The 23,406-nt window shown below is 54.7% G+C and carries 19 protein-coding genes and 2 riboswitches; of the genes, 11 read left to right on the top strand and 8 right to left on the bottom strand.

Features of this window, described 5'->3' with window-relative positions:
- Positions 1 to 73: 73 nt before the first annotated feature.
- From AC0VXT_RS17675 to AC0VXT_RS17650, 6 genes are all read left to right on the top strand, one after another.
- A complete protein-coding gene (locus AC0VXT_RS17675; RefSeq protein WP_475546469.1) occupies positions 74 to 1,531 on the top strand; it encodes a CmpA/NrtA family ABC transporter substrate-binding protein in 1,458 nt (485 codons plus the stop codon).
- A 1-nt stretch (position 1,532) separates the two neighbouring features.
- Positions 1,533 to 2,363, top strand: coding sequence for a nitrate ABC transporter permease (ntrB, locus tag AC0VXT_RS17670; RefSeq protein ID WP_276654305.1), 831 nt, complete (start codon positions 1,533 to 1,535; stop codon positions 2,361 to 2,363).
- A gap of 11 nt (positions 2,364 to 2,374) precedes the next feature.
- Complete coding sequence (locus tag AC0VXT_RS17665) at positions 2,375 to 3,301, top strand: ABC transporter ATP-binding protein (protein WP_475546468.1); 927 nt, start codon at positions 2,375 to 2,377, stop codon at positions 3,299 to 3,301.
- Positions 3,302 to 3,339: 38 nt separating this feature from the next.
- Complete coding sequence (cynS, locus tag AC0VXT_RS17660; protein WP_475546467.1) at positions 3,340 to 3,780, top strand: cyanase; 441 nt, start codon at positions 3,340 to 3,342, stop codon at positions 3,778 to 3,780.
- A gap of 282 nt (positions 3,781 to 4,062) precedes the next feature.
- Positions 4,063 to 4,767, top strand: coding sequence for a glutathione S-transferase N-terminal domain-containing protein (locus AC0VXT_RS17655; RefSeq protein ID WP_276654308.1), 705 nt, complete (start codon positions 4,063 to 4,065; stop codon positions 4,765 to 4,767).
- Between the two features lie 131 nt (positions 4,768 to 4,898).
- Positions 4,899 to 6,065: an adenosylhomocysteinase gene (locus AC0VXT_RS17650; protein WP_475546466.1), complete on the top strand. Its 1,167-nt coding sequence runs from the start codon at positions 4,899 to 4,901 to the stop codon at positions 6,063 to 6,065.
- A gap of 78 nt (positions 6,066 to 6,143) precedes the next feature.
- Here AC0VXT_RS17650 and AC0VXT_RS17645 read toward each other — a convergent pair whose 3' ends face one another.
- The 3 genes from AC0VXT_RS17645 to ccrA form a co-directional block, all read right to left on the bottom strand.
- Positions 6,144 to 8,243 carry a methyl-accepting chemotaxis protein gene (locus AC0VXT_RS17645; protein ID WP_475546465.1) on the bottom strand — a complete coding sequence of 700 codons (2,100 nt, stop codon included), beginning with the start codon at positions 8,241 to 8,243 and terminating at the stop codon, positions 6,144 to 6,146.
- A gap of 235 nt (positions 8,244 to 8,478) precedes the next feature.
- A complete protein-coding gene (locus AC0VXT_RS17640; protein ID WP_475546464.1) occupies positions 8,479 to 10,146 on the bottom strand; it encodes an acyl-CoA dehydrogenase family protein in 1,668 nt (555 codons plus the stop codon).
- A 155-nt stretch (positions 10,147 to 10,301) separates the two neighbouring features.
- Complete coding sequence (ccrA, locus tag AC0VXT_RS17635; protein ID WP_101298979.1) at positions 10,302 to 11,582, bottom strand: crotonyl-CoA carboxylase/reductase; 1,281 nt, start codon at positions 11,580 to 11,582, stop codon at positions 10,302 to 10,304.
- 302 nt (positions 11,583 to 11,884) lie between these two features.
- Here ccrA and AC0VXT_RS17630 point away from each other — a divergent pair, with 302 nt between their 5' ends.
- On the top strand, positions 11,885 to 13,942 hold the full coding sequence (locus tag AC0VXT_RS17630) for a protein meaA (protein ID WP_475546463.1): 2,058 nt from the start codon (positions 11,885 to 11,887) through the stop codon (positions 13,940 to 13,942).
- A gap of 27 nt (positions 13,943 to 13,969) precedes the next feature.
- Here AC0VXT_RS17630 and AC0VXT_RS17625 read toward each other — a convergent pair whose 3' ends face one another.
- Positions 13,970 to 14,590 carry a TetR/AcrR family transcriptional regulator gene (locus AC0VXT_RS17625; RefSeq protein WP_475546462.1) on the bottom strand — a complete coding sequence of 207 codons (621 nt, stop codon included), beginning with the start codon at positions 14,588 to 14,590 and terminating at the stop codon, positions 13,970 to 13,972.
- A 104-nt stretch (positions 14,591 to 14,694) separates the two neighbouring features.
- On the opposite strand from AC0VXT_RS17625, the gene AC0VXT_RS17620 reads away from it, so the two are divergent.
- Positions 14,695 to 15,435, top strand: coding sequence for a 3-oxoacyl-ACP reductase family protein (locus AC0VXT_RS17620; protein ID WP_475546461.1), 741 nt, complete (start codon positions 14,695 to 14,697; stop codon positions 15,433 to 15,435).
- A gap of 186 nt (positions 15,436 to 15,621) precedes the next feature.
- On the opposite strand, the gene AC0VXT_RS17615 is transcribed toward AC0VXT_RS17620, so the two are convergent.
- The 4 genes from AC0VXT_RS17615 to ispH all read right to left on the bottom strand — a co-directional run bounded on the left by AC0VXT_RS17615 (position 15,622) and on the right by ispH (position 20,682).
- The gene (locus AC0VXT_RS17615; RefSeq protein WP_475546460.1) at positions 15,622 to 18,021 is read right to left on the bottom strand and encodes a putative bifunctional diguanylate cyclase/phosphodiesterase; all 2,400 of its coding nucleotides are present in this window, start codon (positions 18,019 to 18,021) and stop codon (positions 15,622 to 15,624) included.
- A 241-nt stretch (positions 18,022 to 18,262) separates the two neighbouring features.
- Positions 18,263 to 18,715, bottom strand: coding sequence for a ribonuclease HI (gene rnhA / locus AC0VXT_RS17610; RefSeq protein ID WP_475546459.1), 453 nt, complete (start codon positions 18,713 to 18,715; stop codon positions 18,263 to 18,265).
- A gap of 12 nt (positions 18,716 to 18,727) precedes the next feature.
- Positions 18,728 to 19,696 carry a homoserine kinase gene (locus AC0VXT_RS17605; RefSeq protein ID WP_276654333.1) on the bottom strand — a complete coding sequence of 323 codons (969 nt, stop codon included), beginning with the start codon at positions 19,694 to 19,696 and terminating at the stop codon, positions 18,728 to 18,730.
- A 38-nt stretch (positions 19,697 to 19,734) separates the two neighbouring features.
- Positions 19,735 to 20,682 carry a 4-hydroxy-3-methylbut-2-enyl diphosphate reductase gene (gene ispH, locus AC0VXT_RS17600; protein ID WP_101298991.1) on the bottom strand — a complete coding sequence of 316 codons (948 nt, stop codon included), beginning with the start codon at positions 20,680 to 20,682 and terminating at the stop codon, positions 19,735 to 19,737.
- A 256-nt stretch (positions 20,683 to 20,938) separates the two neighbouring features.
- Here ispH and AC0VXT_RS17595 point away from each other — a divergent pair, with 256 nt between their 5' ends.
- The 3 genes from AC0VXT_RS17595 (at position 20,939) to gcvH (ending at position 23,405) form a co-directional block, all read left to right on the top strand.
- A complete protein-coding gene (locus AC0VXT_RS17595; RefSeq protein ID WP_475546458.1) occupies positions 20,939 to 21,493 on the top strand; it encodes a hypothetical protein in 555 nt (184 codons plus the stop codon).
- Positions 21,494 to 21,583: 90 nt separating this feature from the next.
- Positions 21,584 to 21,684, top strand: a riboswitch (glycine riboswitch).
- Between the two features lie 3 nt (positions 21,685 to 21,687).
- A riboswitch (glycine riboswitch) is annotated at positions 21,688 to 21,788 on the top strand.
- 59 nt (positions 21,789 to 21,847) lie between these two features.
- Entirely contained in the window at positions 21,848 to 22,960 is a 1,113-nt protein-coding gene (gene gcvT / locus AC0VXT_RS17590; protein ID WP_475546457.1) for a glycine cleavage system aminomethyltransferase GcvT, read from the top strand.
- 73 nt (positions 22,961 to 23,033) lie between these two features.
- Positions 23,034 to 23,405 (top strand): glycine cleavage system protein GcvH, encoded by a 372-nt coding sequence (gene gcvH / locus AC0VXT_RS17585; protein ID WP_412778071.1) that lies wholly within the window; start codon positions 23,034 to 23,036, stop codon positions 23,403 to 23,405.
- The last annotated feature ends 1 nt before the right edge of the window (position 23,406 follow it).

The raw sequence follows: 23,406 nt of genomic DNA, 5'->3' as shown, positions 1-23,406 counted from the left end.
CGGGTTGCTCTTGCCCTTGTGATGATTTGGTGCTGTTCAAGTTGGGCGGCGTAACAACACAGGGGGTGATCAAATGTCAGTTAAAAGTCTGGGCGATCCATTTAGTGGGGACAGCGATCTTCGGCACAGCAAGTCTTGTGGCTGCGAAGTTTGTGCGACCAAGGGGGAGCACACACATGCATCGCCTGTTGATCAGGGTCATGGCGTGAAACATGATCTGGCGAATATGGCGGCACACAGTGACCTTGCGGTAAAGGCACCGGAAAGCAGCGAGGAAATTCTTGATCGCGCAATCGATAGCGCGATTGTCCGGTCGGTTTTCGGTCATGATGAAATTTCACGCCGTTCGTTTGCCAAAATGATTGGCGGCGGCACCATGATGGCGGCATTGGCTTCTGTCTTGCCAATCGACAAGGTCAAGGCGGCCATTCTTGATGATCTTGGCAAGCCGGAAAAATCGAAACTGAACATCGGGTTCGTTCCGATCACCTGTGCGACGCCGATCATTATGGCCCAGCCAATGGGGTTTTATGAAAAATACGGTCTTGATGTTGATGTCATCAAGACAGCCGGTTGGGCGGTTGCGCGCGACAAGTCGCTGAACAATGAATATGACGCGTCACATATGCTGACCCCGATGCCGCTTGCGATTTCGATGGGGGCCGGTTCGACGGCAACACCTTTCCTGATGCCGGCCGTTGAAAACATCAATGGTCAGGCCATTGTTCTTCATAATGATCACCTTGACAAGCGCGACCCGAAGCAGTGGAAAGGATTCAAGTTCGGCGTGCCGTTTGAATACTCCATGCATAACTTCCTGCTGCGGTATTACGTTGCCGAACATGGCCTTGACCCGGATAAAGACATCCAGATCCGTGTCGTTCCGCCGCCCGAAATGGTTGCCAACCTGCGTGCCGGGAATCTTGACGGGTATCTGTCGCCCGATCCGTTCAACCAGCGCGCTGTTTGGGAAAAGATCGGCTTCCTGCATATTTTGACCAAGGAAATCTGGGAAGGTCATCCGTGCTGTGCATTTGCCTGCTCGAAGGCGTTTTCAGAAGAACTGCCAAATACCTATGGCGCCCTTCTCAAATCAATTGTTGATGCCACCCAGTATGCCGCCAAGCCGGAAAACCGTAAGGAAATTTCATCGGCAATCGCGCCAGCAAACTATCTGAACCAGCCGGTGCCGGTGACCGAACAAGTTCTGACCGGACGGTATGCCGATGGTTTGGGCAACGTTATGAATGTGCCTGATCGCATCGATTTCGATCCGTTCCCATGGCATTCGATGGGGGTCTGGATCCTGACGCAGATGAAGCGCTGGGGCTATATCGAAGGCGACATTGACTACAAGAAAATCGCCGAAGAAGTCTATGTCGCGGCTGATTGCGCCAAGGTCATGAAGGATCTTGGCTATGAAGCACCGACATCGACTTACAAGAGCTATTCGATCATGGGCAAAGAGTTCGATCCAGATCAGCCTGAGGCCTATGTCAACAGCTTCGCCATTGGCAAAGGGGTAAGCTGACATGCTGGCATCCTTGAATGCCAGGGCTTTGCTTTTGTCACTCGTGCTGCTGGCGGTCTTCCTTGGTTTGTGGGAGGCCGCCAGCCCGAAACAAGAACTCGCTGGCGAACTTACCGAATATGAACTTCTGATGGGCGGGGCAGCACCAAAGGCTGCTGTCCCGCCGCCATCCGCGGTTTTTGCCAAGGCATGGGAGGAACTCAGTGATCCTTTCTATGATGCTGGTCCCAATGACAAGGGGATTGGTATCCAGATTGGATATTCGCTGTATCGCGTTCTGAGCGGGTATTTCCTTGCCGCGGCGATTGCCATTCCGGTCGGGTTCCTGATCGGGATGTCACCCTTGATGTACAAGGCGCTTGATCCCTTTATTCAGGTTCTCAGGCCGATTTCGCCGTTGGCGTGGATGCCGCTTGCGCTGTTTGTCATTCAGGACAGTCAGGCATCTGCGATCTTTGTCATCTTCATCTGTTCCATCTGGCCGATGCTGATCAACACCGCCTTTGGGGTGTCTGGTGTGCGCAAGGACTGGGTCAATGTGGCGCGAACGCACGAACTGGGTGCGCTTAAAACCGCATGGATCGTCGTTCTGCCCGCCGCTGCCCCAACAATTTTGACCGGTATGCGGATTTCCATCGGGATCGCGTGGTTGGTGATTGTTGCGGCCGAGATGCTCGTGGGCGGAACCGGGATTGGCTACTACGTCTGGAACGAGTGGAACAACCTGGATTTGACCAGTGTGGTGTTCTCGATCGTGATCATCGGGGTGGTTGGCATGCTGCTTGATACCGCATTCGCCTATTGCGCCCGTCTTGTGCAGTACCAGGAATAAGGAGACCTGTTATGTTGACACCATTCCTGAGCGTACAGAACCTCAGCAAGCGTTTTCAGGCCCCCAAGGGCGGTGAGCCCCTGACGGTCTTTGAAAACGTCAGTCTTGGGGTCGAAAAAGGTGAGTTCGTTTGCATCATTGGTCATTCTGGCTGTGGCAAATCGACGATCCTGAACATTCTTGCCGGTCTTGATGAACCGAGCGACGGTGCCGTGATTATGAATGGCAAAGAGGTCTCGGGGCCGAGCCTTGATCGCGGGATTGTTTTTCAGAACTATTCCCTGTTGCCATGGTTATCAGCCCTTAAGAACGTGACCTTTGCCGTTCAGGCACGGTTTCGCAGCTGGAACAAGAAGCAGGTTCACGAGCATTCGATGAAATATCTCGAAATGGTCGGGCTTGCCGATGGGGCGGAGCTTCGTAAACCGTCACAACTGTCTGGTGGTATGCGCCAGCGGGTGTCGATTGCGCGCGCCTTTGCCATCCAGCCGGAGCTTTTGCTGCTGGATGAGCCGTTCGGCGCACTTGATGCGCTGACGCGGGGCAGTATTCAGGATGAATTGATCCGCATCTGGTCGGGGTCGGATCAGACGGTCTTCATGATTACCCATGATGTGGATGAGGCGATCCTGCTTGCGGATCGTATTTTGTTGATGACCAACGGTCCCTATGCGCGGGTTGCCGAGTCCGTACAGGTCGAAATCGACCGTCCGCGCGAACGGGCCAACATCATTCATCATCCCGACTATTACGACATTCGAAATCATCTGGTGGAGTTTTTGGCAACGCGGTCGCGTGCGCTTGCCGGAAAGCAGGAAGGCACAGAACAAAGTGCCCCGAAGGTTGTGCGTTTCGGTGCCAACGCCGGGGCCGTTATTCCATCGGAAAAAGGCAGCAAACCGGGCGCTCGCAAGCGTGCGGTTAATGGGGCCGACTAATCAAAACAACGTGCTGTTATCAGAAGTGGAGAAAAGCCATGAAGAAAGTTGATGTCAAAGAACTGATTTTGGAAGCCAAGAAAGCCAAGGGTCTTGGTTGGGAAGAAATCGCCAGCAAGATCGGCATGTCGCCGGTTTGGACCACGTCGGTATGTCTGGGGATGAATTCGGCGTCTAAGGAAAAGGCCGATATGCTGGTGGCTGCCCTTGATCTTCCGGCCGAAGCGTCGGCTGTTTTGCAGGAATGCCCGATGAAAATCTGGGATCAGGCCGTTCCGACCGATCCGGCCGTGTATCGGATTTACGAAATCATGGGGGTTTACGGTGAAACCCTTAAGGAACTGGTCCATGAGAAGTTCGGCGATGGCATCATGAGTGCCATTGATTACGAAATGTATATCGAACGCAAAGCCGACCCCAAGGGAGACCGCGTTGTCGTCACCCTTGATGGCAAGTTTCTGCCTTATCGCGCCTGGTAACAGGTGACTGGCTTATAACGAACGGCAGTGGACGGATTTATCATTCCGGTGTCGCAGTCAGGTCAGGCCGGTCTGTTGGTGCAGATCGGCCTGACCTTTTTGTCTGCGGGGGATTGTTGATTGTGTGGAGTTGCGAAACAGTTCCTTGCCAATCAAGGACTGGCAGGACGATTGTTTCGTCCTAAATCTTGTTGATAGAAAATATCTTGTACGTTGATAATTGTGGTCAAAAGCCGCGATATCTCAACCGGGATCAACACATGCAACAAGGATGACGATCAGATGGCAGACCTTTCCGCATTCGATATTACCAAACGCTGGCCCGCCAAAAATCCCGACATCTTGCAGCTTTATTCGTTTCCGACCCCGAACGGGGTCAAGGTTTCGATCATGCTTGAGGAAACGGGCCTTGCCTATGAGGCCCATACCATCAAGATCGGTGAGGATGAAACCTGGACGCCGGAATTTCTGTCCTTGAATCCGAACGGCAAAATTCCGGCAATTGTTGATCCTGATGGTCCGGGCGGCAAGCCGCTTGGCTTGTTTGAGTCCGGGGCGATTTTGCAATATCTGGCCGAGAAAACCGGCAAGTTTCTGCCTGCTGATCCGGCAAAGCGGATTGAGACCCTGCAATGGGTTTATTTCCAGATGGCCGGGCTTGGCCCGATCTTTGGGCAGCTTGGGTTCTTCCACAAATTTGCCGGTAAGGATTTTGAGGATAAACGCCCGCGCGACCGCTATGTGAATGAGTCGAAACGGTTGCTGGGGGTGCTTGAAACCCGTCTTGCCGGGCGTGACTGGATCATGGGCGATGACTATACCATTGCCGACATCGCAACACTTGGCTGGGTGCGTAACCTGATCGGGTTTTATGATGCCGGGGAACTGGTGGAATTTGATAAATTGACCCATGTTCCGATCTGGCTGGAACGCGGATTGGCGCGGCCTGCGGTTCAGCGCGGGCTTGATATCCCGCCACGTCCATAGATCAGCGGCCTATGCCAATCGTGGTTTAAATTGAAGTTTGACCGAATGGTCAGAAATGCTTTCCATTCGGTCAGGCTGGCATTAACGTCCGGCCAGAAGATTCGCCCCACGACGTTAAGAGACCAGCCCATATGACCAGTCGCATCAAAGACCCGGCCCTAGCCACCCAGATCACCGACGAAACCCTTGCCTGGCGGGAAGTTATCTGCCCGGTGACGGCGAAATACGGAAATTATGTCGCAAAACGTGATTTGTGCGATAAAACCATCGTCAGTTTCCAGCATGTTCTGGAAGATACCATTCCGACACTTTTGCCCTTTGTCAAAGCCGGGGCCAAGGTCAAGGTCGGGGCGTGCAATCCTGACAGTACCGATGACGTTGCCGCAGCCTATTTGGCGGCCAACGGGGTTGAGGTGCATGCGTTTTCGGGCATGACCCCGGATGAATATGCCAAAAGCATCGATATCCTGTCGTCCGAGCCAGCCGAAATTGTCGCGGACATGGGCGGGGAGTTGATCGAGGCGTTTGTTCAAAAGGGCCAGAAGGTCGATGGCGCGCTTGAGGCGACGACCACCGGTGTGCACCGGGTGGCGAAGCTTGAGTATGCCTTCCCGGTGTTTAACTGGAACGATATTGCGATCAAGGACCGCCTGCATAACCGCCATCATGTGGCACAGGAAATGTGGCCGGTGTTTTCCAATGTGACGGGATTGGCGCTATATGGCCGGTCGGTTCTGGTGATCGGGTTTGGTCCGGTTGGGCGCGGTGTTGCCGAACGTGCGCGTAATCTTGGCGCGGTGGTATCAGTTGCCGAACGTGATCCAGTGCGCGCCCTTGAAGCCCAGCATCACGGATGCCGGGTCGTGGCGCTTGAAGACGGCTTAAAAGAAAGTGCGATCATTGTCACCGCGACGGGGCTTTCGGGGATTCTGGGCGAAAAACAGATCAAAATGGCCCGCCGTGGGGCGGTTCTGGTCAATGTCGGGCATTCCAACACCGAGATTGATGTCGCGTGGCTTGATACCCAGAAACAGACCAAAATGCGCCGCTATATCGAGCGGTTCGAGCTTGATAACAACCGCGAGGTTTATCTTCTTAATCGCGGTAGTTTGTTGAACCTGGCACCGGGTATGGGCGGATCGGGCAAGGATCTGTTTGATCCGTTTTCGGCCATCCTTATTCGCGGCATTGACTGGCTGGCATCGGGTGGGGCGGCATCGTTCAAGCCGGGGTTCTATGCGTATCCGGGCGAAATCGAGCGCGAAATCGCCGAGGCGATCCTGCATTCACACAGCTAAGTTCCGAGTACTGTCAGAACGCAAAACACCCCGGCGATGACCGGGGTGTTTTTGTGTGTGCGGATTTTGACGATCCGGTCAGGCGCGATAGCCAATGCGCAGATTGCCCCATTGTTCGCCGTTAACCATGATCGGCACATCGCATTCCTTCATGAAGACGACGCTGTCGCCCATATCGCGGAAATAGGTTTGCAGAAGGTGCGGTTTGGTATTGCGCGCCGCCATCAAACCGGCCCGGTCATCAAAGATGCGCCGGTTGCGACAGTTGCCCATGTTCCATGCCGGTTCGCCGGGACGTTGTGGCTGACTGTAAATCTTGTTGTGGGTTGGAAGATAGCCGTTGAAATCCACCCCGGCGGCAAAGACGATGTGCTTGTCCTTTTCAAGGACGGCTTCCTGAAGCGGGGTGAAGTTGCCGTCCGTGAACGCGATATAGGGCGTCATGAACTGTTTGGGGTCACTGCCCGCAATTGACTCGTAACGCGGGCTGAACAGATCGTCGTGCTCGACTTCCTTGTTGCGCAGTCCTGTTTCAAGAACCTTGCCGAGTTCACCGGCCAGTTTCATTCCGATATCGGCGATCTTGCCGTCATGTTCGTGGGTCTTACGCAGATGGTCGAGAATGACCTCATAGGCCTGATCGTCGACTTCGGTGAACTGAACATGGGTTCCAAGGTTTGAGACGGCCTTGACAATCCCATGCAGAACCGTGCCATCGACCATGGTGATGATGATTGGTTTGGCCCGGTCCTTTTCACTGGCGTCAATGCGGGCCAGCAGTCCGGAAGGTGACATGTCCGCCGTCACCCCGGTGCGGACATCGCCGCCGCCAAAATCAACCTTGATGTTGACGGCAATCGGGGCGCGTTCTTCGTTGCGGCGGTTGGTGTTATCGGCACTGCGCAAGACACCGCGGAAACGGCTTTCCATTTCGTTGATGTCGTTGCGGATGTTGGAGGCCAGAATGCGAAGGTTTTCGGCGGTTTCGCTGGCGTTTTGGGATTTGTCACTGGCCAGTGCGATGTCGCTTGAAATCCCCTGCATGTGGGTCGAGACTTCCTGCGCGCTTGATGAAATTTCGGCAATCGCGGCGGTTTGTTGTTCGACCGATGCGGAAATATCCGATGAAAGCTGGCTGACTTCGTCAATCGCGCCACCGATGCCTTCAATCGCGGTCACGGCCTCAGACGTTGCCCCCTGAATGGCGGTGATTTGCGAATTGATGTCGAGGATGGCCTTTTCGGTCTGGGTCGCGAGGTTTTTGACCTCGTTGGCAACCACGGCAAAGCCCTTGCCAGCATCGCCGGCACGGGCGGCCTCGATGGTGGCGTTAAGGGCCAGCATCTTGGTCTGATCGGAAATGCGTTTGACGATATCAACAACCTTGCCGATCTCGCTTGCGGTGTCTGACAGGCTGTTCATCGTCTGCGATGTTTCGCGCGCGCGCGTTACGGCCTGACCGGCAATGTCATTGGTTTTGTGAATGCGGTCGGCGATTTCATGGCTGGATGCCTGAAGTTCTTCGGTCGCGGATGCCACGGTTGAGACATTGTTGCTGGCGATTGCGGTGGTCGAGGTGATCCGTTCGACCAGACTGGAAAGGTCGTTGGCATCGTTTTCCATGGCCTGCGCCACGTCGTTGGTGCGACCCGCCTGAAAACCGACTTCGGATATGATGTTGTCGGTTTCACGTTCGATGATTTCGGACATCGACTGGACTTCGGATGCCGAACGGCGCTGCATTTTCTTTGCCTGAATGGCGGACATCAGGCTTGCCATATCGGCCATCAAAAGGCATTGGGCCGCATCGATGAAGGCAGGGGTGTTGCGTGTGCGTTTTGTGCCCGAGGCCAGTGACGCACAGCTTGCTGCTGTGGTGTGATAGGCCTGCACCAGACGGTCGGGCGAAATATCGGTCGCGGCGTCGGCGAGCAGGTGCTCATCGAAACACTGGTTAAACGCGCTGGCAGAAGTGGCATTGGCCATGGCGCGGAAGCGGTTGGCAAGACCGTCAACAAGGCTTCGCGGATCGCCGGGATCGGCGCTGCTTTGGCCGGTGCCAAACAATTGGCCAATCAAGCCTTCTGCCAGTTGGGTGGCATGGTGCTCAAAAAGGTCCTTTGTTTCACCTATGCGCGCATAGATTGTGTTTTCAGACGTTGCAGAGGCGTGATTCATTTTTACGTCTCTCCCTTTTCCCCTTGCGGCGCATTGGCCGGTTTTGCGCAGATTCTTAATACTCTGCGTTCACGTCTTTGAAGTCTACCACTACCCGTCGGGGGACGAGATATCATACTTTAGGTTGATACGAAAAAATGGCCCGTCAAGACTGACGGGCCAAGTCTGCCCTCGTTGGTTACAGGGGCCACGGTTCGAGATGTAAATTTGTGTCAGGTTTCAATCTGTTAGCGGGTCAGCGGCCCAGAATGCCGCGGGTCACGACCTGTGCCTGAATTTCAGCAGCCCCTTCGAAAATATTCAAAATGCGGGCATCACAGAGAACCCGGCTGATCTGATATTCCAGCGCATAGCCGTTGCCGCCGTGAATCTGAAGCGCATTGTCGGCGTTTGACCATGCGACGCGCGCGCCCAGAAGCTTTGCCATGCCCGCCTCAATGTCGCAGCGGATATCCTGATCCTTCTCAAGGGCCGAGAAATAGGTCAACTGACGCGCAATCATGGTTTCCACCACCATCCATGCGACCTTGCCGTACACGCGCGGGAAGGCATAAAGCGGTTTGGAAAACTGCACACGGTCCTTGGCATAGCGCATACCGATTTCAAGCGCGTTCTGGGCAACACCAACCGCACGGGCTGCGGTTTGAATGCGCGCAGACTCGAACGTTGCCATCAGTTGCTTGAACCCCTGTCCTTCGTCGCCGCCCAGAAGGTTTTCGCCGGGTACTTCGAACCCGTCAAACGACAGTTCGTATTCTTTCATCCCGCGATAGCCAAGAACCTCAATCTCGCCGCCGGACATGCCGTTGGCCGGGAAGGGATCATTGTCCGTACCGCGTGGTTTTTCCGCCAAAAGCATCGAAAGCCCGCGATAGCCCGCTTCATCCGGGTTGGTGCGCGCCAAAAGCGTCATCAGGTCAGACCGGGCGGCATGGGTGATCCAGGTTTTGTTGCCGGTGACCTTGTAGGCCCCGCCATCCTTGACGGCACGGGTGCGCAAATGGGCCAGATCGGAACCATTGTTTGGTTCGGTAAAAACAGCGGTGGGCAGGATTTCACCCGATGCCAGTTTGGGCAGGTAATGCTGTTTTTGTGCGTCCGTCCCGCCAAGGCGGATCAGTTCGGCGGCAATTTCCGACCGGGTGCCAAGCGAGCCGACCCCGATATAGCCACGTGACAGTTCCTCGGTCACGACGCACATGGCGGTTTTGCCCATGCCAAGCCCGCCGAATTCTTCGGGGATGGTCAGGCCAAACACGCCGAGTTCGGACATTTCATTGACGATCTCAATCGGGATCAACTCATCGCGTTCGTGCCAGCCGTGGGCATGGGGGGTGACCTTTTCATCGACAAAACGGCGGAACTGGTTGCGCACCATATCAAGCGTTTCGTCTTCAAGGCCGGTTTCGCCAAACTGGCCGGTATCAAGGCTGTCCTGAATTTCATGGGCAATGGCGCGCCGGGTGGCATCCGAGTTGCCATGGGTCGCCAGCATCATAACCGATGGGTTGGAGGTGAATGCCGTAATGACATCGGCGGGAACGCCAAGGGTCGAAAGGCGGATAAACTCGCCCTGCGACATGGCAATGCCGCCCGAAATCTGGGCCAGATATTCGCCAAAGGCGGCTTGCAGGACAAGCTGTTCAAGTGTGCCGTATTTGCCCTGTGTGTTAAGCCGTTCGGACCATGCCTTCATTTGTTGAAGGGCGGTGACATAGGTTGTGAACCAGGCAAAGCCATGGGCGGCAAACTGATGTTCATCGAATGCGGCGGCATCAACCTTGCCATCGATGGTGACCGCCGTGCGCAGGGCATTTTCGGCGGCGTCATACACAGGTGCCAATGCCGACACAGCGTCGTCACACAGACGGTTCAAATCAGCAAGCAGGGCGGTCTCGGTCATGGTTCTGGTCCTCGGATCGGCAATCATGTGGGGCGATTGCGCAATAGAATAAGGTATCGGAGCTAACTGCCCGAAAAGGGTGGTGGCACCCCGTACGCTGATCGGGCGAGAACGCGCGCGGGGTGCCAACGGTCAGTCGAAAGCGTTATGTGGGTTCAGCTTTCGACTGCTTCTTCAAGTGTGCGCATGCCGGGGCGTTTTGCCTGTACCAGCACGGCCATATTTCCCGGTTTGTGTTCGTTGCGCATCATTTTCATGTGCGAACGCGGGATATCATCCCAACTGAACACTTCGGACATGCTGGGATCGATACGGCGTTCGATCATCAGCTTGTTGGCCTGTGCGGCCTGTTTCAGGTTGGCAAAGTGGCTGCCTTGAATGCGTTTTTGGCGCATCCAGACAAAACGTGCATCGAACGTCAGGTTGAAGCCAGTGGTCCCGGCACAGAAAACAACCATGCCGCCGCGTTTCACCACATTGCACGATACCGGGAAGGTTTGTTCGCCGGGATGTTCAAAGACGATATCAACGTCATTGCCCTTGCCGGTGATGTCCCAGATCGCTTTGCCGAATTTGCGGACTTCTTTCATGTAATCGCCAAATTCCGGGCCATTGACCGTGGGCAACTGGCCCCAGCAATTGAAATCCTTGCGGTTGATGACAGCCTTGGCACCAAGGCCCAGCACAAATTCACGCTTGGACTCATCGGAAATCACCCCGATGGCATTGGCCCCGGCGGTGGTGATCAACTGGATCGCCATCGATCCAAGTCCGCCCGATGCACCCCAGACCAGAACATTATGTCCCGGACGCAGGATGTGCGGACGATGGCCAAACAGCATGCGATAGGCGGTGGCAAGGGTCAGGGTGTAACACGCACTTTCTTCCCACGTCAGATGTTTGGGACGGGGCATGAGTTGCTGAGACTGCACACAGGTGAACTGGGCAAAGGATCCGTCGGGGGTTTCATAGCCCCAAATACGCTGGGTCGGGGATAGCATCGGATCGCCACCGTTGCATTCCTCGTCATCGCCATCATCCTGATTACAATGAATGACGACTTCATCGCCGACTTTCCAGCGGGTGACTTTTGATCCAACCGCCCAGACGATGCCCGACGCATCGGACCCGGCGATATGATAGGGCAGGTCATGAACATCGAAGACCGAGATCGGTTGGCCGAGCGATGCCCATACGCCGTTATAATTTACGCCCGCCGCCATCACGAGAACGAGGACTTCGTGGCTGTCAGGCTGTGTTACCGGCAGGACTTCGCATTGCATGGCGGTATCAGGTTCGCCGTGGCGTTCACGACGAATGGCCCAGCCATACATGTTTTTGGGCACATGACCCAATGGCGGGATTTCGCCAATTTCATATAAGTCTTTTACTTCCTGACCGCCGCGGAAAGGCAATACTTCGGCAGTGGTATTCATGGCCTTCACTCCTTGTTCGGGGTCGATCCGAATCGCGCCGGGGTGTCGTGTAATAAAATTACCCTGTGTTGCGCTGCGGTTGACGAATCCTCCAAGCCACGGAATTTGTTTTTATTTCCCTGACAATTCCCCGGTTTTCAGCCGATATTGCGCGACGGTCTTCCGGGATTAGTTTGTTTTCGCTTTTATCGCGTTGCACAAATTGTTATATAATTATCCAAATGATGTCTAGTGGATAATTTAATAACGTTTTTGTGTAATAAAACGTAAGCGTTTCAGCAATAAAAGTACGCGAGGTCGTGATGCCGATGGAAAACCAGCGCAGCGCAGTAAATGCGGAACGGGATCGCCCATGGTTGATCCGGACCTATGCCGGGCACAGTTCGGCGGCGGCGTCGAACGCGCTGTATCGACAGAATCTGGCGAAAGGACAAACCGGGCTTTCGGTGGCCTTCGACCTGCCAACCCAGACGGGCTACGATTCGGATCATGTTCTGGCACGCGGTGAAGTCGGCAAGGTCGGGGTGCCGGTTGGGCATCTCGGCGACATGATGACCCTGTTTGACGGCATTCCACTTGATCAGATGAACACATCAATGACGATCAATGCGCCCGCTGCATGGTTGTTATCGCTTTATATCGCGGTGGCGGAAAAGCAGGGAACACCGCGTGCCAGCCTTCAGGGCACGACCCAGAACGACATCATCAAGGAATATCTGTCACGCGGGACATATATTTTTCCCCCGGCACCGAGTTTGAAACTGATTACCGATGTTGCGGCATTTACGTACCGCGAGGTGCCAAAATGGAACCCGATGAATGTCTGTTCGTACCATTTGCAAGAAGCCGGTGCGACGGCCGAACAGGAACTGGCCTATGCGCTGGGCACGGCGATTGCGGTTCTGGATGCGGTGCGCGATTCGGGGCAGGTGCCCGAGGAAGACTTTGCCAAGGTGGTCGGGCGGATTTCCTTTTTCGTCAATGCCGGCATCCGGTTTGTCACGGAAATCTGCAAGATGCGGGCATTCTGCGAGCTGTGGGATGAAATCACCTGCGACCGATATGGCATCGAAGACGCCAAATACCGCCGGTTCCGTTATGGGGTTCAGGTCAATTCGCTGGGGCTTACCGAACAGCAGCCCGAAAACAATGTGTATCGCATCCTGATCGAAATGCTGTCGGTGGTTTTATCGAAAAATGCCCGGGCACGTGCGGTGCAGCTTCCAGCATGGAACGAGGCGCTTGGTCTGCCCCGGCCCTGGGATCAGCAATGGTCGCTGCGGCTTCAGCAAATCATGGCCTATGAAACTGATCTTCTGGAATATGAGGACCTGTTTGATGGCAATCCGGCGATTGACCGTAAGGTCGGGGTCCTTAAGGAAGGCGCACGTGCCGAACTGGCGCGGCTTGATGCCATGGGTGGGGCGATTGCAGCGGTGGATGCCGGATATATGAAACAGGAACTGGTCAAATCCAACGCCATGCGTTTGGCCGATATTGAAAACGGGGTGACCAAGGTCATTGGCGTTAATGCCTTTACCGAGACGGAGCCATCGCCCCTGACCTCGGGGGAGAAATCGATCATGACCGTTGATGAGATGGCCGAGCAGGAACAGATCGAAAAACTGAAAGCCTGGCGATCTGATCGTGATCAGGCCAAGGTTAGGGACACATTATCGACCCTGGAACAAGCAGCCCGTGAAGGCCGCAACATCATGGAAAGTTCGATTGCCTGTGCCCATGCCGGGGTGACCACCGGCGAATGGTCGGAAACCCTGCGCGAAGTTTTTGGCGAATATCGTGCGCCAACCGGCATTACTTCCATGATCGTGACCGGCGATGCGGAAAACCTTCAAACGTTGCGGTCACGCGTGGATGAGGTATCGGACAAGCTTGGTGAACGCATGAAAATGCTGGTTGGCAAGCCGGGGCTTGATGGGCATTCCAACGGGGCCGAGCAGATTGCGGTCAAGGCGGGCGAAGCCGGGATTGAGGTTTTGTATGACGGCATTCGCTGGACACCGGATGAGCTGGTGCGCAATGCGATTGACGAAGGTGCGCATGTGATCGGGCTTTCGATCCTGTCGGGGTCGCATGTGCCGTTGGTGCGCGAGGTGGTCAATGGCTTGCGCGCGCGCGCGGCGGGGCATATTCCCGTGGTTGTCGGTGGTATTATCCCCGAGGCCGATATGCTGATTTTGCGCCAGATGGGGGTGGCGGCGGTTTATACGCCCAAGGATTACCAGCTGGTGCGGGTAATTTCCGAAATTGTCGATCTGGTGGATCGTACATCGTCAAAACCGCCTGTCGCCCAATCGGGCAACCGCACATCGGACGGGGCGGGGACGGCGATTTATTGATCGGGGTGCAGGGGTGCGTTCTGGCCCTTAGCGTCTGGTTTGCGATGAACTGATCAGGTTGGGCCATGTCGTCATGGCGGCATCGGCGACGGCGATCATCTCGGCGCGGGTCGCGCCATCGCGTGCCTGTATGGACATGCCATGCTGCACCGTCGCGTAATAGGTCGCCATGGTGTCGATGTTGGCGATGCTTGGAATGTGGCCGCGCCGTTGTCCTTCAGCATACAGGTTTCGCAAGATTTCAGTCACTTTACGGCGATAACCGCGCAGGGTCTGATTGACGGTTGCGTGGTTTGACTCCGCCTGTGGTGCGGCCAGCACAACCAGACAGCCATGTGGTGTATCATCACGGGTAAAGGCGTTGGCCGAGGCAAACAGCACGTGATGGGTTGCGTCTTTGGGGTGTTTGAACCGTTCTAGATTACCCCAGATTTCTGTGCCGTGCAGCTTGCTGTAATGGACGATAACCTCATCAAACAGCGATTCTTTACTGCCAAAGGCGGCATAGATGCTGGGCGGGCGGAGTTCCATTGCCGTGCTGAGGTCGGCCATGGATGTATTGTCATAGCCGCGTTCCCAGAACAGGCCAAGGGCCTTGTCCAATGCATCGTCCCGGTCAAATGCGGGTGGTCTGCCGCGTGTCGCCATGGTCTCATTTCCCATTATGTAATGATCACTAAATAAATCACTTGACCTTAAAATGCAAGGCTGCGATCAATTGTGTAGTGATCATTACATAATTGGAGTTTCCTATGCAGAACCTTACTGGAAAAGTTGCCTTCGTCACTGGCGGAAGCCGTGGCATTGGGGCCGCCATCGCAAAACGTCTGGCCCGCGACGGGGCCACAGTTGCGCTTACCTATGTCAGTAGCCCGGACCGGGCACGCGATGTGGTCGGCGAGATTGAGGCGGCGGGCGGTACGGCCTTGGCGATAAAGGCCGATAACCGCAATGCCGAGGAGATTGAAGCCGCAGTCAATCAAGCAGCGGCACAATTTGGACAGATCGATATTCTGGTGAACAATGCCGGGATTATCGAATTCGCACCGATTGACGAATTTAGTATCGAGCAGTTTGACCGCACGGTTGATGTCAATGTGCGTGCGGTTTTTGTCGCGACCAAGGCCGCACTGGCCCATATGCCTGATGGCGGGCGGATCATTTCGACGGGTAGTAATCTCGCACACCGGGTGCCATGGCCGGGGTTGAGCCTTTATGCCCTGTCAAAATCGGCCCTTATCGGCTTTACCCGTGGGGTGGCCCGGGATTTGGGACCACGCAAAATCACCGTCAATGTTGTTCATCCGGGACCAACCGAAACCGACATGAACCCGGCAGAGGGCGACATTGCCGATGCGGCACGCAGCATCATGGCCATCCCCGATTACAGTGATGCCAATGATACGGCCGGTCTTGTCGCGTGGCTTTCCGGGCCCGAGGCAAAGGTCGTCACCGGTTCGGAGTTCACCGTCGATAGCGGCATGAACGCTTAATACAGGCGCAGTTACGCGCACGTTAAATGGATCTTCGGTGGGTTGGTCTTCAGCCCACCGACACCGGCAGTATCTGACGGAACTGGATTGCCGGGCGGTGGTTTTGCCGTCCACAGATGATTTGGGGATGAGTTTCTGCGAAGCAAAAGAACAGCCAAAGTGCGGGCGTAGGCCGTTTTTCTTCAATCAGGTTTTGGCCGCAATCCGTTTGGGTTCCTGCGCCTGACGTTCGGTGACCCAGGTGACGAATGTGTCGGCCGGCAGCGGTTTGGAATAGAGGTAGCCCTGAATGAAGTCGCAGCCCTTTTCACGAAGGTAATCTAGCTGTTCGACTTCTTCCACGCCCTCGGCAACAACTTCAAGGTTAAGGCTGTGGCCCAAGCCAATCACCGCATCAACAATCGCCTTGTCATCCATATCGACATGGATGTCATTGACAAAGGACTGGTCGATCTTGATTGAGCTGACGGGGAACCGTTTAAGGTAGTTGAGCGACGAATAGCCGGTGCCAAAGTCGTCAATGGCAATCATCACGCCAAGTGCCTTGAGTTCTTTTAGCGTCGAGACGGCTTTTTCCGGATTGTTCATCAGGATCGACTCGGTAATTTCGAGTTCCAGCGTGCCTTCTGGCATTGCTGTATCTTTGACGATTCTGGTGACACTCGATACCAGTTCAGCATCCTGGAACTGTGCGGGCGACAGATTTACGGCAATGCGGAGGCCCGGCAAGCTGCTGTCGCGCCAGATCTGCGTTTGTTTGCAGGCTTTTTCAAGAACCCATGCGCCGAGACGGTTGATCAGGCCGCATTCTTCAGCGACCGAGATAAACTCGCCCGGCATGATCATGCCGCGATCAGGGTGATGCCAGCGTACGAGGGCTTCGGCGCCAACGACCCGCTCGGTACGGCAATCAATTTTGGGCTGGTAGTACAGTTCAAGCTGATCGTGCTCAAGCGCGTTGCGCAGGTCTTCTTCGATGGTTTTACGTTCCTTGACTCGTTCGTGCATCGACGGGAGGAAGAAGCGGTAATTGTTGCGGCCTTCGGCCTTGGCGGCATACATCGCCATATCGGCATTTTTGACCAGCTGTTCGGGATTTTCGCCGTCCTCGGGGAACAGCGTGATGCCGACACTGGCGGTGGAATGCAGGCGGATGCCACGGCAATCAAACGGCTGGCACAGTTCATCGATGATGCGCTGGGCAAGGACAATGGTGTCTTCGATGTTTTGAACGTCGGTCTGAATAATTGCGAATTCATCACCGCCAAGACGCGCAGCGGTATCGGAATCACGAATGATCCTTGATAGACGTTGTCCCATTTCCTGAATCATCAGATCGCCGACATCATGGCCAAAGTGGTCATTGATGTCCTTGAACCGGTCAAGATCGACAAACAGAACCGTAACCCCGCGCTGGAACCGGCGGGCCGAGAGCAAAGCCTGACGCAGACGGTCAAGGAACAGGGTGCGGTTGGGCAGGCTGGTCAGCACATCATGCACGGCAAGGTGGCGCATGCGGGCTTCGGTCTGTTTACGTTCGGTAATGTCGGTATAGGTCGCAACATAGCCGCCGCCGGGCATCGGGTTGTGATCGACCTGAATAACACGGCCGTTCGGGCGGGTGCGTTCCATGCGATAGGGTTCGCGACGACGCGCAATCGCAACACGGTCGGAAATCAGGGCCTGAATGCTGACATCGCCATATTCGCCGCGTTCGCCATTGTAGCGCAGGATATCGGAAAGCGGGGTGCCTTCCTTGACCAGATCACGCGGCAGGTTGAGCAGTTCGATGTAGCGTTCGTTCCAGACCATCAGATTAAGGTCCTGATCGAACAGGCAGATGCCCTGACCAATATTATGAAGGGTTGCTTCGAGCAGTGCCTGCTTACGCTGGGCTTCTTCCTGCGATTGCCCCTGCAGGGCGACCATTTCGTTATATTCGCGGATCAAAAGACCCAGTTCGTCGGCACTGTTCCATTCAACCGGGCGGCGCAACCGGCCATGTTTGGTCATCCGGATGGAATGCAGCAGGCGGTTAAGCGGTTCCTTGATCGACCGTTTGTTGGCAATCAGCAAGCTGGCGGCAACGACGGCGATCAGCAGGCCAAACAGGACCATGTCAATCGCGATGCGCCGGAGAAGAAGGTTCTGGACACGTTCTTCTGTGAAATAGATCACCAGTTCACCAACGTCGTGGCGAACATTATTTCGTTCAAAATAGACTCGGCGCGACAGGCGCAGCGTATCGGCCAGTTCGGATTGGGAAACGCCAGTATGGGCAAATTCGGTTCCGTCGGCGCCAAGGGCCTGTACAGCAACGATGTCGCTATCACGCGCCATGGCGTTCAGTGCAGATTCGATATTATCAACATCAAGATACCAGAACGGTGTGGCCAGCACGCGCGCGTTAATGTCGGCGGTTTGTTCGACTTTGCCGTTCAAATCATCGCGCAAAACCTTGTAGCTGACGTACCCGAACACGACAAACAGCGCGAGCGAGAACATCGAAACCAGCGGCAATGCTATGAATAGCAACCGGCTGCTAAGCGACTTGCTTTGTAAAAAGCCGTATGATCCGCGCGACAAACGTATTCTCCTAGGCACTCACTTTCGACTAGCCAAGCTCTACAATACTCGACCTCGGTATGAGGGCCAATACCCCTTACGTTAGGGTTGAATGAACCCGGAAGCTTGTCGAAACGCAAGTTTGATTTTGATTTTCTTATAAATAAACGTCTTAAGTTCTCCAACCCCATCTATTTTGGAGTGAAGTGGTTCAGGTTCAAGTATTTGTCATCAATTGTAAGGATTTGTCACTATTTAGGGTTCAGACCTTAGGCACAGCCAGCCGGGCGAGTTCATCGCAGCGTTCGTTTTCCGGGTGGCCGGCGTGGCCTTTAACCCAGTGCCATTCGACCTGATGGGGTTTTAAGGCTTCGAGCATGCGTTGCCACAGTTCGATGTTCTTGACCGGCTTCTTGTCAGCCGTTTTCCAACCGCGTTTCTGCCAGCCAAAAATCCATTTGGTAATGCCATCACGGACATAGCTGCTGTCGGTATAGACATTGATGATGCACGGGCGTTTCAGGGCTTCAAGCGCGCTGATCGCGGCCATCATTTCCATGCGGTTGTTGGTGGTTTCCGGATCACCACCTGACAGTTCTTTTTCGACACCCTTAAAGCGCAGGATTGCGCCCCAGCCGCCGGGGCCGGGATTTCCGCTACAGGCGCCATCGGTATAGATCTCGACGTGGTTGTCGTCTGTTGCGTCTGAAGTCATCTCGTCACGTCCTTAATCAAGACCATAGGCCGATGCATTTTCCACCCGTTGATGGAACCGCAGTTTGGTGATGTATTCGCGGGGGTTCTTGGGCGTGACCAATGCGTCCTTGGGGGTGTTGACCCAGTCATAAAGACGGGTCAGCAAGAACCGCAAGCTGGCCCCGCGTGCCAGAACGGGAAGGGCTGCCAGTTCCGCATCGGAAAGTCCGCGTACCTTGCCATAATACGACAGAAGGTTTTTTGCCTTGGTGACGTTAAAGCTGCTGTCTGGTTCAAAGCACCACGCATTCATGCAAATGGCGATGTCATAAGCCAGAAGGTCATTGCAGGCAAAATAGAAATCAATCAGGCCCGACACATCTTCCTTGCCGGGGAAGAAAAACACATTGTCGGGGAAAAGATCGGCATGGATGACCCCCTTGGGTAGGGCATGCGGCCAGTTGGCTTCAAGATAATCAAGCTCATCACCGATCATTTTGCCCAAATCGGGTTCAACATCATCGGCGTGTTCCTGGCAGCTTTCAAACAGCGGCCGCCAGCCTTTGACGCTCAGCGCGTTGGGCAGATGCATTTCAAAGCCCAGACCCGCAGTATGGAGCTGTGCCAGTGCAGTGCCAAGTCCGGCGCAATGGTGCGGCTGGATGCGGCGCGGTGACATGCCCTGCAAGAAGGATGTGATGGCAGCCGGGCGACCGCACAGGCGACGCAGCGCAACACCATCCTTGCCGTGGATCGGGGTCGGGCAATTAAGCCCCGTGGCCGACAGATGATCCATCAGCCCGAGATAGAACGGCAGGTCGTCCGGGTTTACCCGTTTTTCATACAGGGTCAGGATAAAAGGTGCCTTGGTCGTCTGAAGCAGGAAATTGGTGTTTTCCACGCCTTCTGCGATGCCCTTGAACGAAACGACATCACCGATATCGTATTCGGCGACAAAACGAGAGATATCTTCGTCTGAAACGTCGGTATAGACGGCCATTGGGTCTTTAATATTCCTGAATTAGGTTTGAAACCAGATCAGCTTGCGAGCTGACGGGGCAGTTTGAAGGTCACATTTTCGTCGGTCAATGTGATGGTTTCAATTGTGACGTTGTAGCGTTCACGACAGGCATCAATGACTTCCTCGACCAGGATTTCCGGTGCGGATGCCCCGGCTGTGATGCCAAGGGATGTGATGCCTTCAAGGGTTGACCAGTCGATGTCCTTGGCCCGTTCAACCAGAACCGATTTGTCACATCCTTCGCGTTTGGCAACTTCGACCAGACGGTTTGAGTTTGACGAGTTCGGTGCGCCAAGTACCAGAATGGCTTCGGTCTTTTCCGCGATCAGTTTGACAGCATGCTGACGATTGGTCGTCGCATAACAAATGTCTTCTTTTTTCGGCACTGAAATGGACGGGAACCGCCGCTGAAGAATCTCGATAATTTTCGCGGTGTCATCGAGCGACAGCGTGGTCTGGGTGACAAAGGCAAGGTTTTCCGGGGTGTGATATTCCAGATTTTCGGCGTCTTCCTCGGTTTCGATCAAGGTCATGCTGCCCGGTGGCAATTGACCCATGGTGCCGATGACTTCCGGGTGGCCTGCGTGACCGATCAAAAGAATATGTTTGCCGTCGGCATGATGGCGTTCAGCGCCACGGTGGACTTTGGACACCAGCGGACAGGTTGCATCGAGATATTCCAGTTTGCGGCTTTCGGCGGCTTCGGGAACCGATTTGGGAACGCCGTGCGCCGAAAAGATGACGGGAACACCGTCAGGAACCGCATCAAGTTCATCAACGAAAACAGCGCCCATGTCGCGCAGGCGATCAACGACGAATTTATTGTGAACGATTTCATGTCGGACATAGACAGGCGCGCCATATTTTACGAGCGCCTTTTCCACAATCTCAATCGCGCGATCAACCCCGGCACAAAATCCGCGCGGGTTGGCAAGAACGATCCGAAGTTCGGCTTTGTCTGACATGATACTGTCCGAGTTTCCATGTGTGCTGGTACGCTCAGCACAGTTGTTTAAACGTTCTCGTTACATAACCCGCCTGATCTTGCGGTGCAATGTCTGAGCAACGTTTAGAGTATTGCTTTTGACGTATGGGTTTCCTGTTTTGTTTGTTAACCTGTGTTTGAAGCGGGTTGTGTGCGGCACGGCGAAAGAATAGACTGCGCGCGGGCCGCCCGAAACCGGGTATGGTCATAAAACAGACGGTATAATAGAGGCTTGGATGACGATCGGTAACGGATTGCGACGTACATGTGCATTTGGAATGGTCTCGCTTGCGGGGCTTTTGGCCGCGTGCGGGAGTAATCCGTTCGAAGAAGTCCCGGTACCGGCATGCCCGTCGGCCTATTTGCCAAAGGATACGGCAAAGCTGACCCAGTTTAATGGTGCAGGCAAGGATTTGACCGATGTCATGTTCGAAGCCGAGTTTAACGGGTATCTGGGCGATTGCGGCTATGACCTTGATGACAAGACGCTTGATGTGATCATCAGCCCGATCATCACCGCCGAACTTGGACCCGCAGCCCAGAGCCGTGGCGCAACATTCCAGTATTTCGTTGCCTTGCGCGATCCGGACGGAAATTTTGTTGAAAAGTCGGTTTTTGATGTGAACATGCCGTTCCCGCAAAACCTTAATCTTGCGCGCTATCGCGACGAGCAGGTCACCCTGACGGTGCCGCTTTCTGATGTGTGGGCCGGGCCGGAATATGAAATTTACCTGGGCTTCCAGCTCAGTTCAGATCAGCTCGACTATAACCGTCGTTTCGGGTCAGAATAACCGATCAGGGTTGAAAACCTCCGTCCGTGATTGCCCGAAATTAGGGGCTGGTCGGTTTGGGATGAAATCCGTATAAGAACGCATACCCAAGTGATCCCCGTGGGAGAGTGCCACGGTCCATAACGGATTGCGCGGACGCCGAAGGAGCAACCACCCCGGAAACTCTCAGGCAAACGGACCGCGGGGAGATGGGACTCTGGAAAGTAGGTAGCATCTTATGATGTATGCCTCGCCGAAGATGTAAGCAGACCGATGATCTAAATCGGCTGTGATTCTTTCAGGCTCCAAGACAGAGGGGGAATGTGGTTGGCCTTTGGTCGGCTATGTTTCGCAACCACTGTTCCGGAGACCTTGATGGCCGATGATCAGACCGAACTGCTTAAAACTGCCCTTCACGACCTGCACGTAGAGCTTGGCGGCAAAATGGTGCCGTTTGCGGGCTATGACATGCCTGTTCAATTCCCGCTGGGTGTGAAAGGCGAACATCTTCATACCCGCGCCAAAGCCGGACTTTTTGACGTTTCGCACATGGGGCAGGTCCGCCTGACCGGTGAACACCGCGTGGCCGAGCTTGAAAAGCTTGTGCCCGGTGATATTGCGATCCTTAAACCCGGTCGCACCCGCTATTCCGCCTTTACCAATGATGATGGCACCATCCTTGATGACCTTATGATTACCAATGCGGGCGACAGCCTGTTTTTGGTGATCAATGCGGCGTGCAAGGATGACGATATTGTCCATATGCGCGCCAACCTTGGCGATGGTGTGTCGCTTGAAGAAATTGATGACCGGGCGCTTATGGCGTTGCAGGGACCAGAAGCCGCCAGCGTTTTGGCGCGTTTTGCCCCGGCCGTGACCGAGCTTAAATTCATGAGTTTTGCCGAACTTGATATTGCGGGTATTGCCTGCTTTGTCACCCGGTCGGGCTATACCGGCGAAGATGGCTATGAAATTTCCGTACCAAATGATCGCGCCGAAGAACTTGCGCGCAAGCTTCTGGGCGAAGATGAGGTTGAGGCCATTGGTCTTGGCGCGCGTGATTCGCTCCGTCTTGAGGCCGGTCTTTGCCTGTATGGAAATGATATCGACACGACCACGACCCCGGTCGAGGGTGATCTGAACTGGATCATTAACAAACGCCGCCGCGCCGAAGGCGGGTTCAAGGGGGCGGATGTCATCCTTGATCAGCTTGAACATGGTGCAGACCGCAAACGTGTTGGCATCAAACCCGAAGGCAAGGCACCGGCGCGTGAACATACCCCGATCCTTAATACGGACGGGGAAGAAATCGGTGAAATCACCAGTGGCGGATTTGGTCCGACGGTCGATGCACCGATTGCCATGGGCTATGTGGCAATTGAATTTGCCGCACCGGGTACCAAGGTCGATCTTATGGTGCGCGGCAAGGCCCGCCCGGCAGAGGTTGTTGACCTTCCGTTCGCACCGCATCGTTATTTCCGCGGCTAAGTGCTGTACTCTTTCTTGAATGTGCGGCTGATCGCCGCGTTGGCAGACAATCGATCAACAGGGACAAATTAAAATGGCTAAGAAATTCTCGCAGGAACATGAGTGGATTGAACTTGAAGACGGCATCGCAACGATCGGGATTACCGATTATGCGCAACAGTCGCTTGGTGACATTGTTTATGTCGAACTGCCGGAAGTTGGTAAGAAACTGACCAAAGATGGCGATGCGGCAGTGGTTGAATCTGTGAAAGCTGCCAGTGACGTTTATGCGCCGCTTGATGGCGAGATTGTCGAGATTAACGAAGATCTTGACGTTAATCCGGCACTGGTCAACGAAGCCCCGGAAACGGATGGCTGGTTTTTCAGAATGTCGCTGACTGATGAGTCCCAGCTTGATGAGCTGATGGATGAAGCAGCCTATAAAGACTTCGTTGAAGGTCTGTAAG

The organism is Thalassospira sp. Z349TD_5, assembly GCF_056173045.1.
Note: the sequence above shows the minus strand (reverse complement) of the source record. Positions and strands in the feature narration are given on the sequence as shown.

Bases quoted from the DNA above. Each gene is read 5' to 3' on its own strand.
- AC0VXT_RS17675 (WP_475546469.1), top strand. From the start codon at position 74: ATGTCAGTTAAAAGTCTGGGCGATCCATTTAGTGGGGACAGCGATCTT.
- ntrB (WP_276654305.1), top strand. From the start codon at position 1,533: ATGCTGGCATCCTTGAATGCCAGGGCTTTGCTTTTGTCACTCGTGCTG.
- AC0VXT_RS17665 (WP_475546468.1), top strand. From the start codon at position 2,375: ATGTTGACACCATTCCTGAGCGTACAGAACCTCAGCAAGCGTTTTCAG.
- cynS (WP_475546467.1), top strand. From the start codon at position 3,340: ATGAAGAAAGTTGATGTCAAAGAACTGATTTTGGAAGCCAAGAAAGCC.
- AC0VXT_RS17655 (WP_276654308.1), top strand. From the start codon at position 4,063: ATGGCAGACCTTTCCGCATTCGATATTACCAAACGCTGGCCCGCCAAA.
- AC0VXT_RS17650 (WP_475546466.1), top strand. From the start codon at position 4,899: ATGACCAGTCGCATCAAAGACCCGGCCCTAGCCACCCAGATCACCGAC.
- AC0VXT_RS17645 (WP_475546465.1), bottom strand. From the start codon at position 8,243: ATGAATCACGCCTCTGCAACGTCTGAAAACACAATCTATGCGCGCATA.
- AC0VXT_RS17640 (WP_475546464.1), bottom strand. From the start codon at position 10,146: ATGACCGAGACCGCCCTGCTTGCTGATTTGAACCGTCTGTGTGACGAC.
- ccrA (WP_101298979.1), bottom strand. From the start codon at position 11,582: ATGAATACCACTGCCGAAGTATTGCCTTTCCGCGGCGGTCAGGAAGTA.
- AC0VXT_RS17630 (WP_475546463.1), top strand. From the start codon at position 11,885: ATGCCGATGGAAAACCAGCGCAGCGCAGTAAATGCGGAACGGGATCGC.
- AC0VXT_RS17625 (WP_475546462.1), bottom strand. From the start codon at position 14,590: ATGGCGACACGCGGCAGACCACCCGCATTTGACCGGGACGATGCATTG.
- AC0VXT_RS17620 (WP_475546461.1), top strand. From the start codon at position 14,695: ATGCAGAACCTTACTGGAAAAGTTGCCTTCGTCACTGGCGGAAGCCGT.
- rnhA (WP_475546459.1), bottom strand. From the start codon at position 18,715: ATGACTTCAGACGCAACAGACGACAACCACGTCGAGATCTATACCGAT.
- AC0VXT_RS17605 (WP_276654333.1), bottom strand. From the start codon at position 19,696: ATGGCCGTCTATACCGACGTTTCAGACGAAGATATCTCTCGTTTTGTC.
- ispH (WP_101298991.1), bottom strand. From the start codon at position 20,682: ATGTCAGACAAAGCCGAACTTCGGATCGTTCTTGCCAACCCGCGCGGA.
- AC0VXT_RS17595 (WP_475546458.1), top strand. From the start codon at position 20,939: ATGACGATCGGTAACGGATTGCGACGTACATGTGCATTTGGAATGGTC.
- gcvT (WP_475546457.1), top strand. From the start codon at position 21,848: ATGGCCGATGATCAGACCGAACTGCTTAAAACTGCCCTTCACGACCTG.
- gcvH (WP_412778071.1), top strand. From the start codon at position 23,034: ATGGCTAAGAAATTCTCGCAGGAACATGAGTGGATTGAACTTGAAGAC.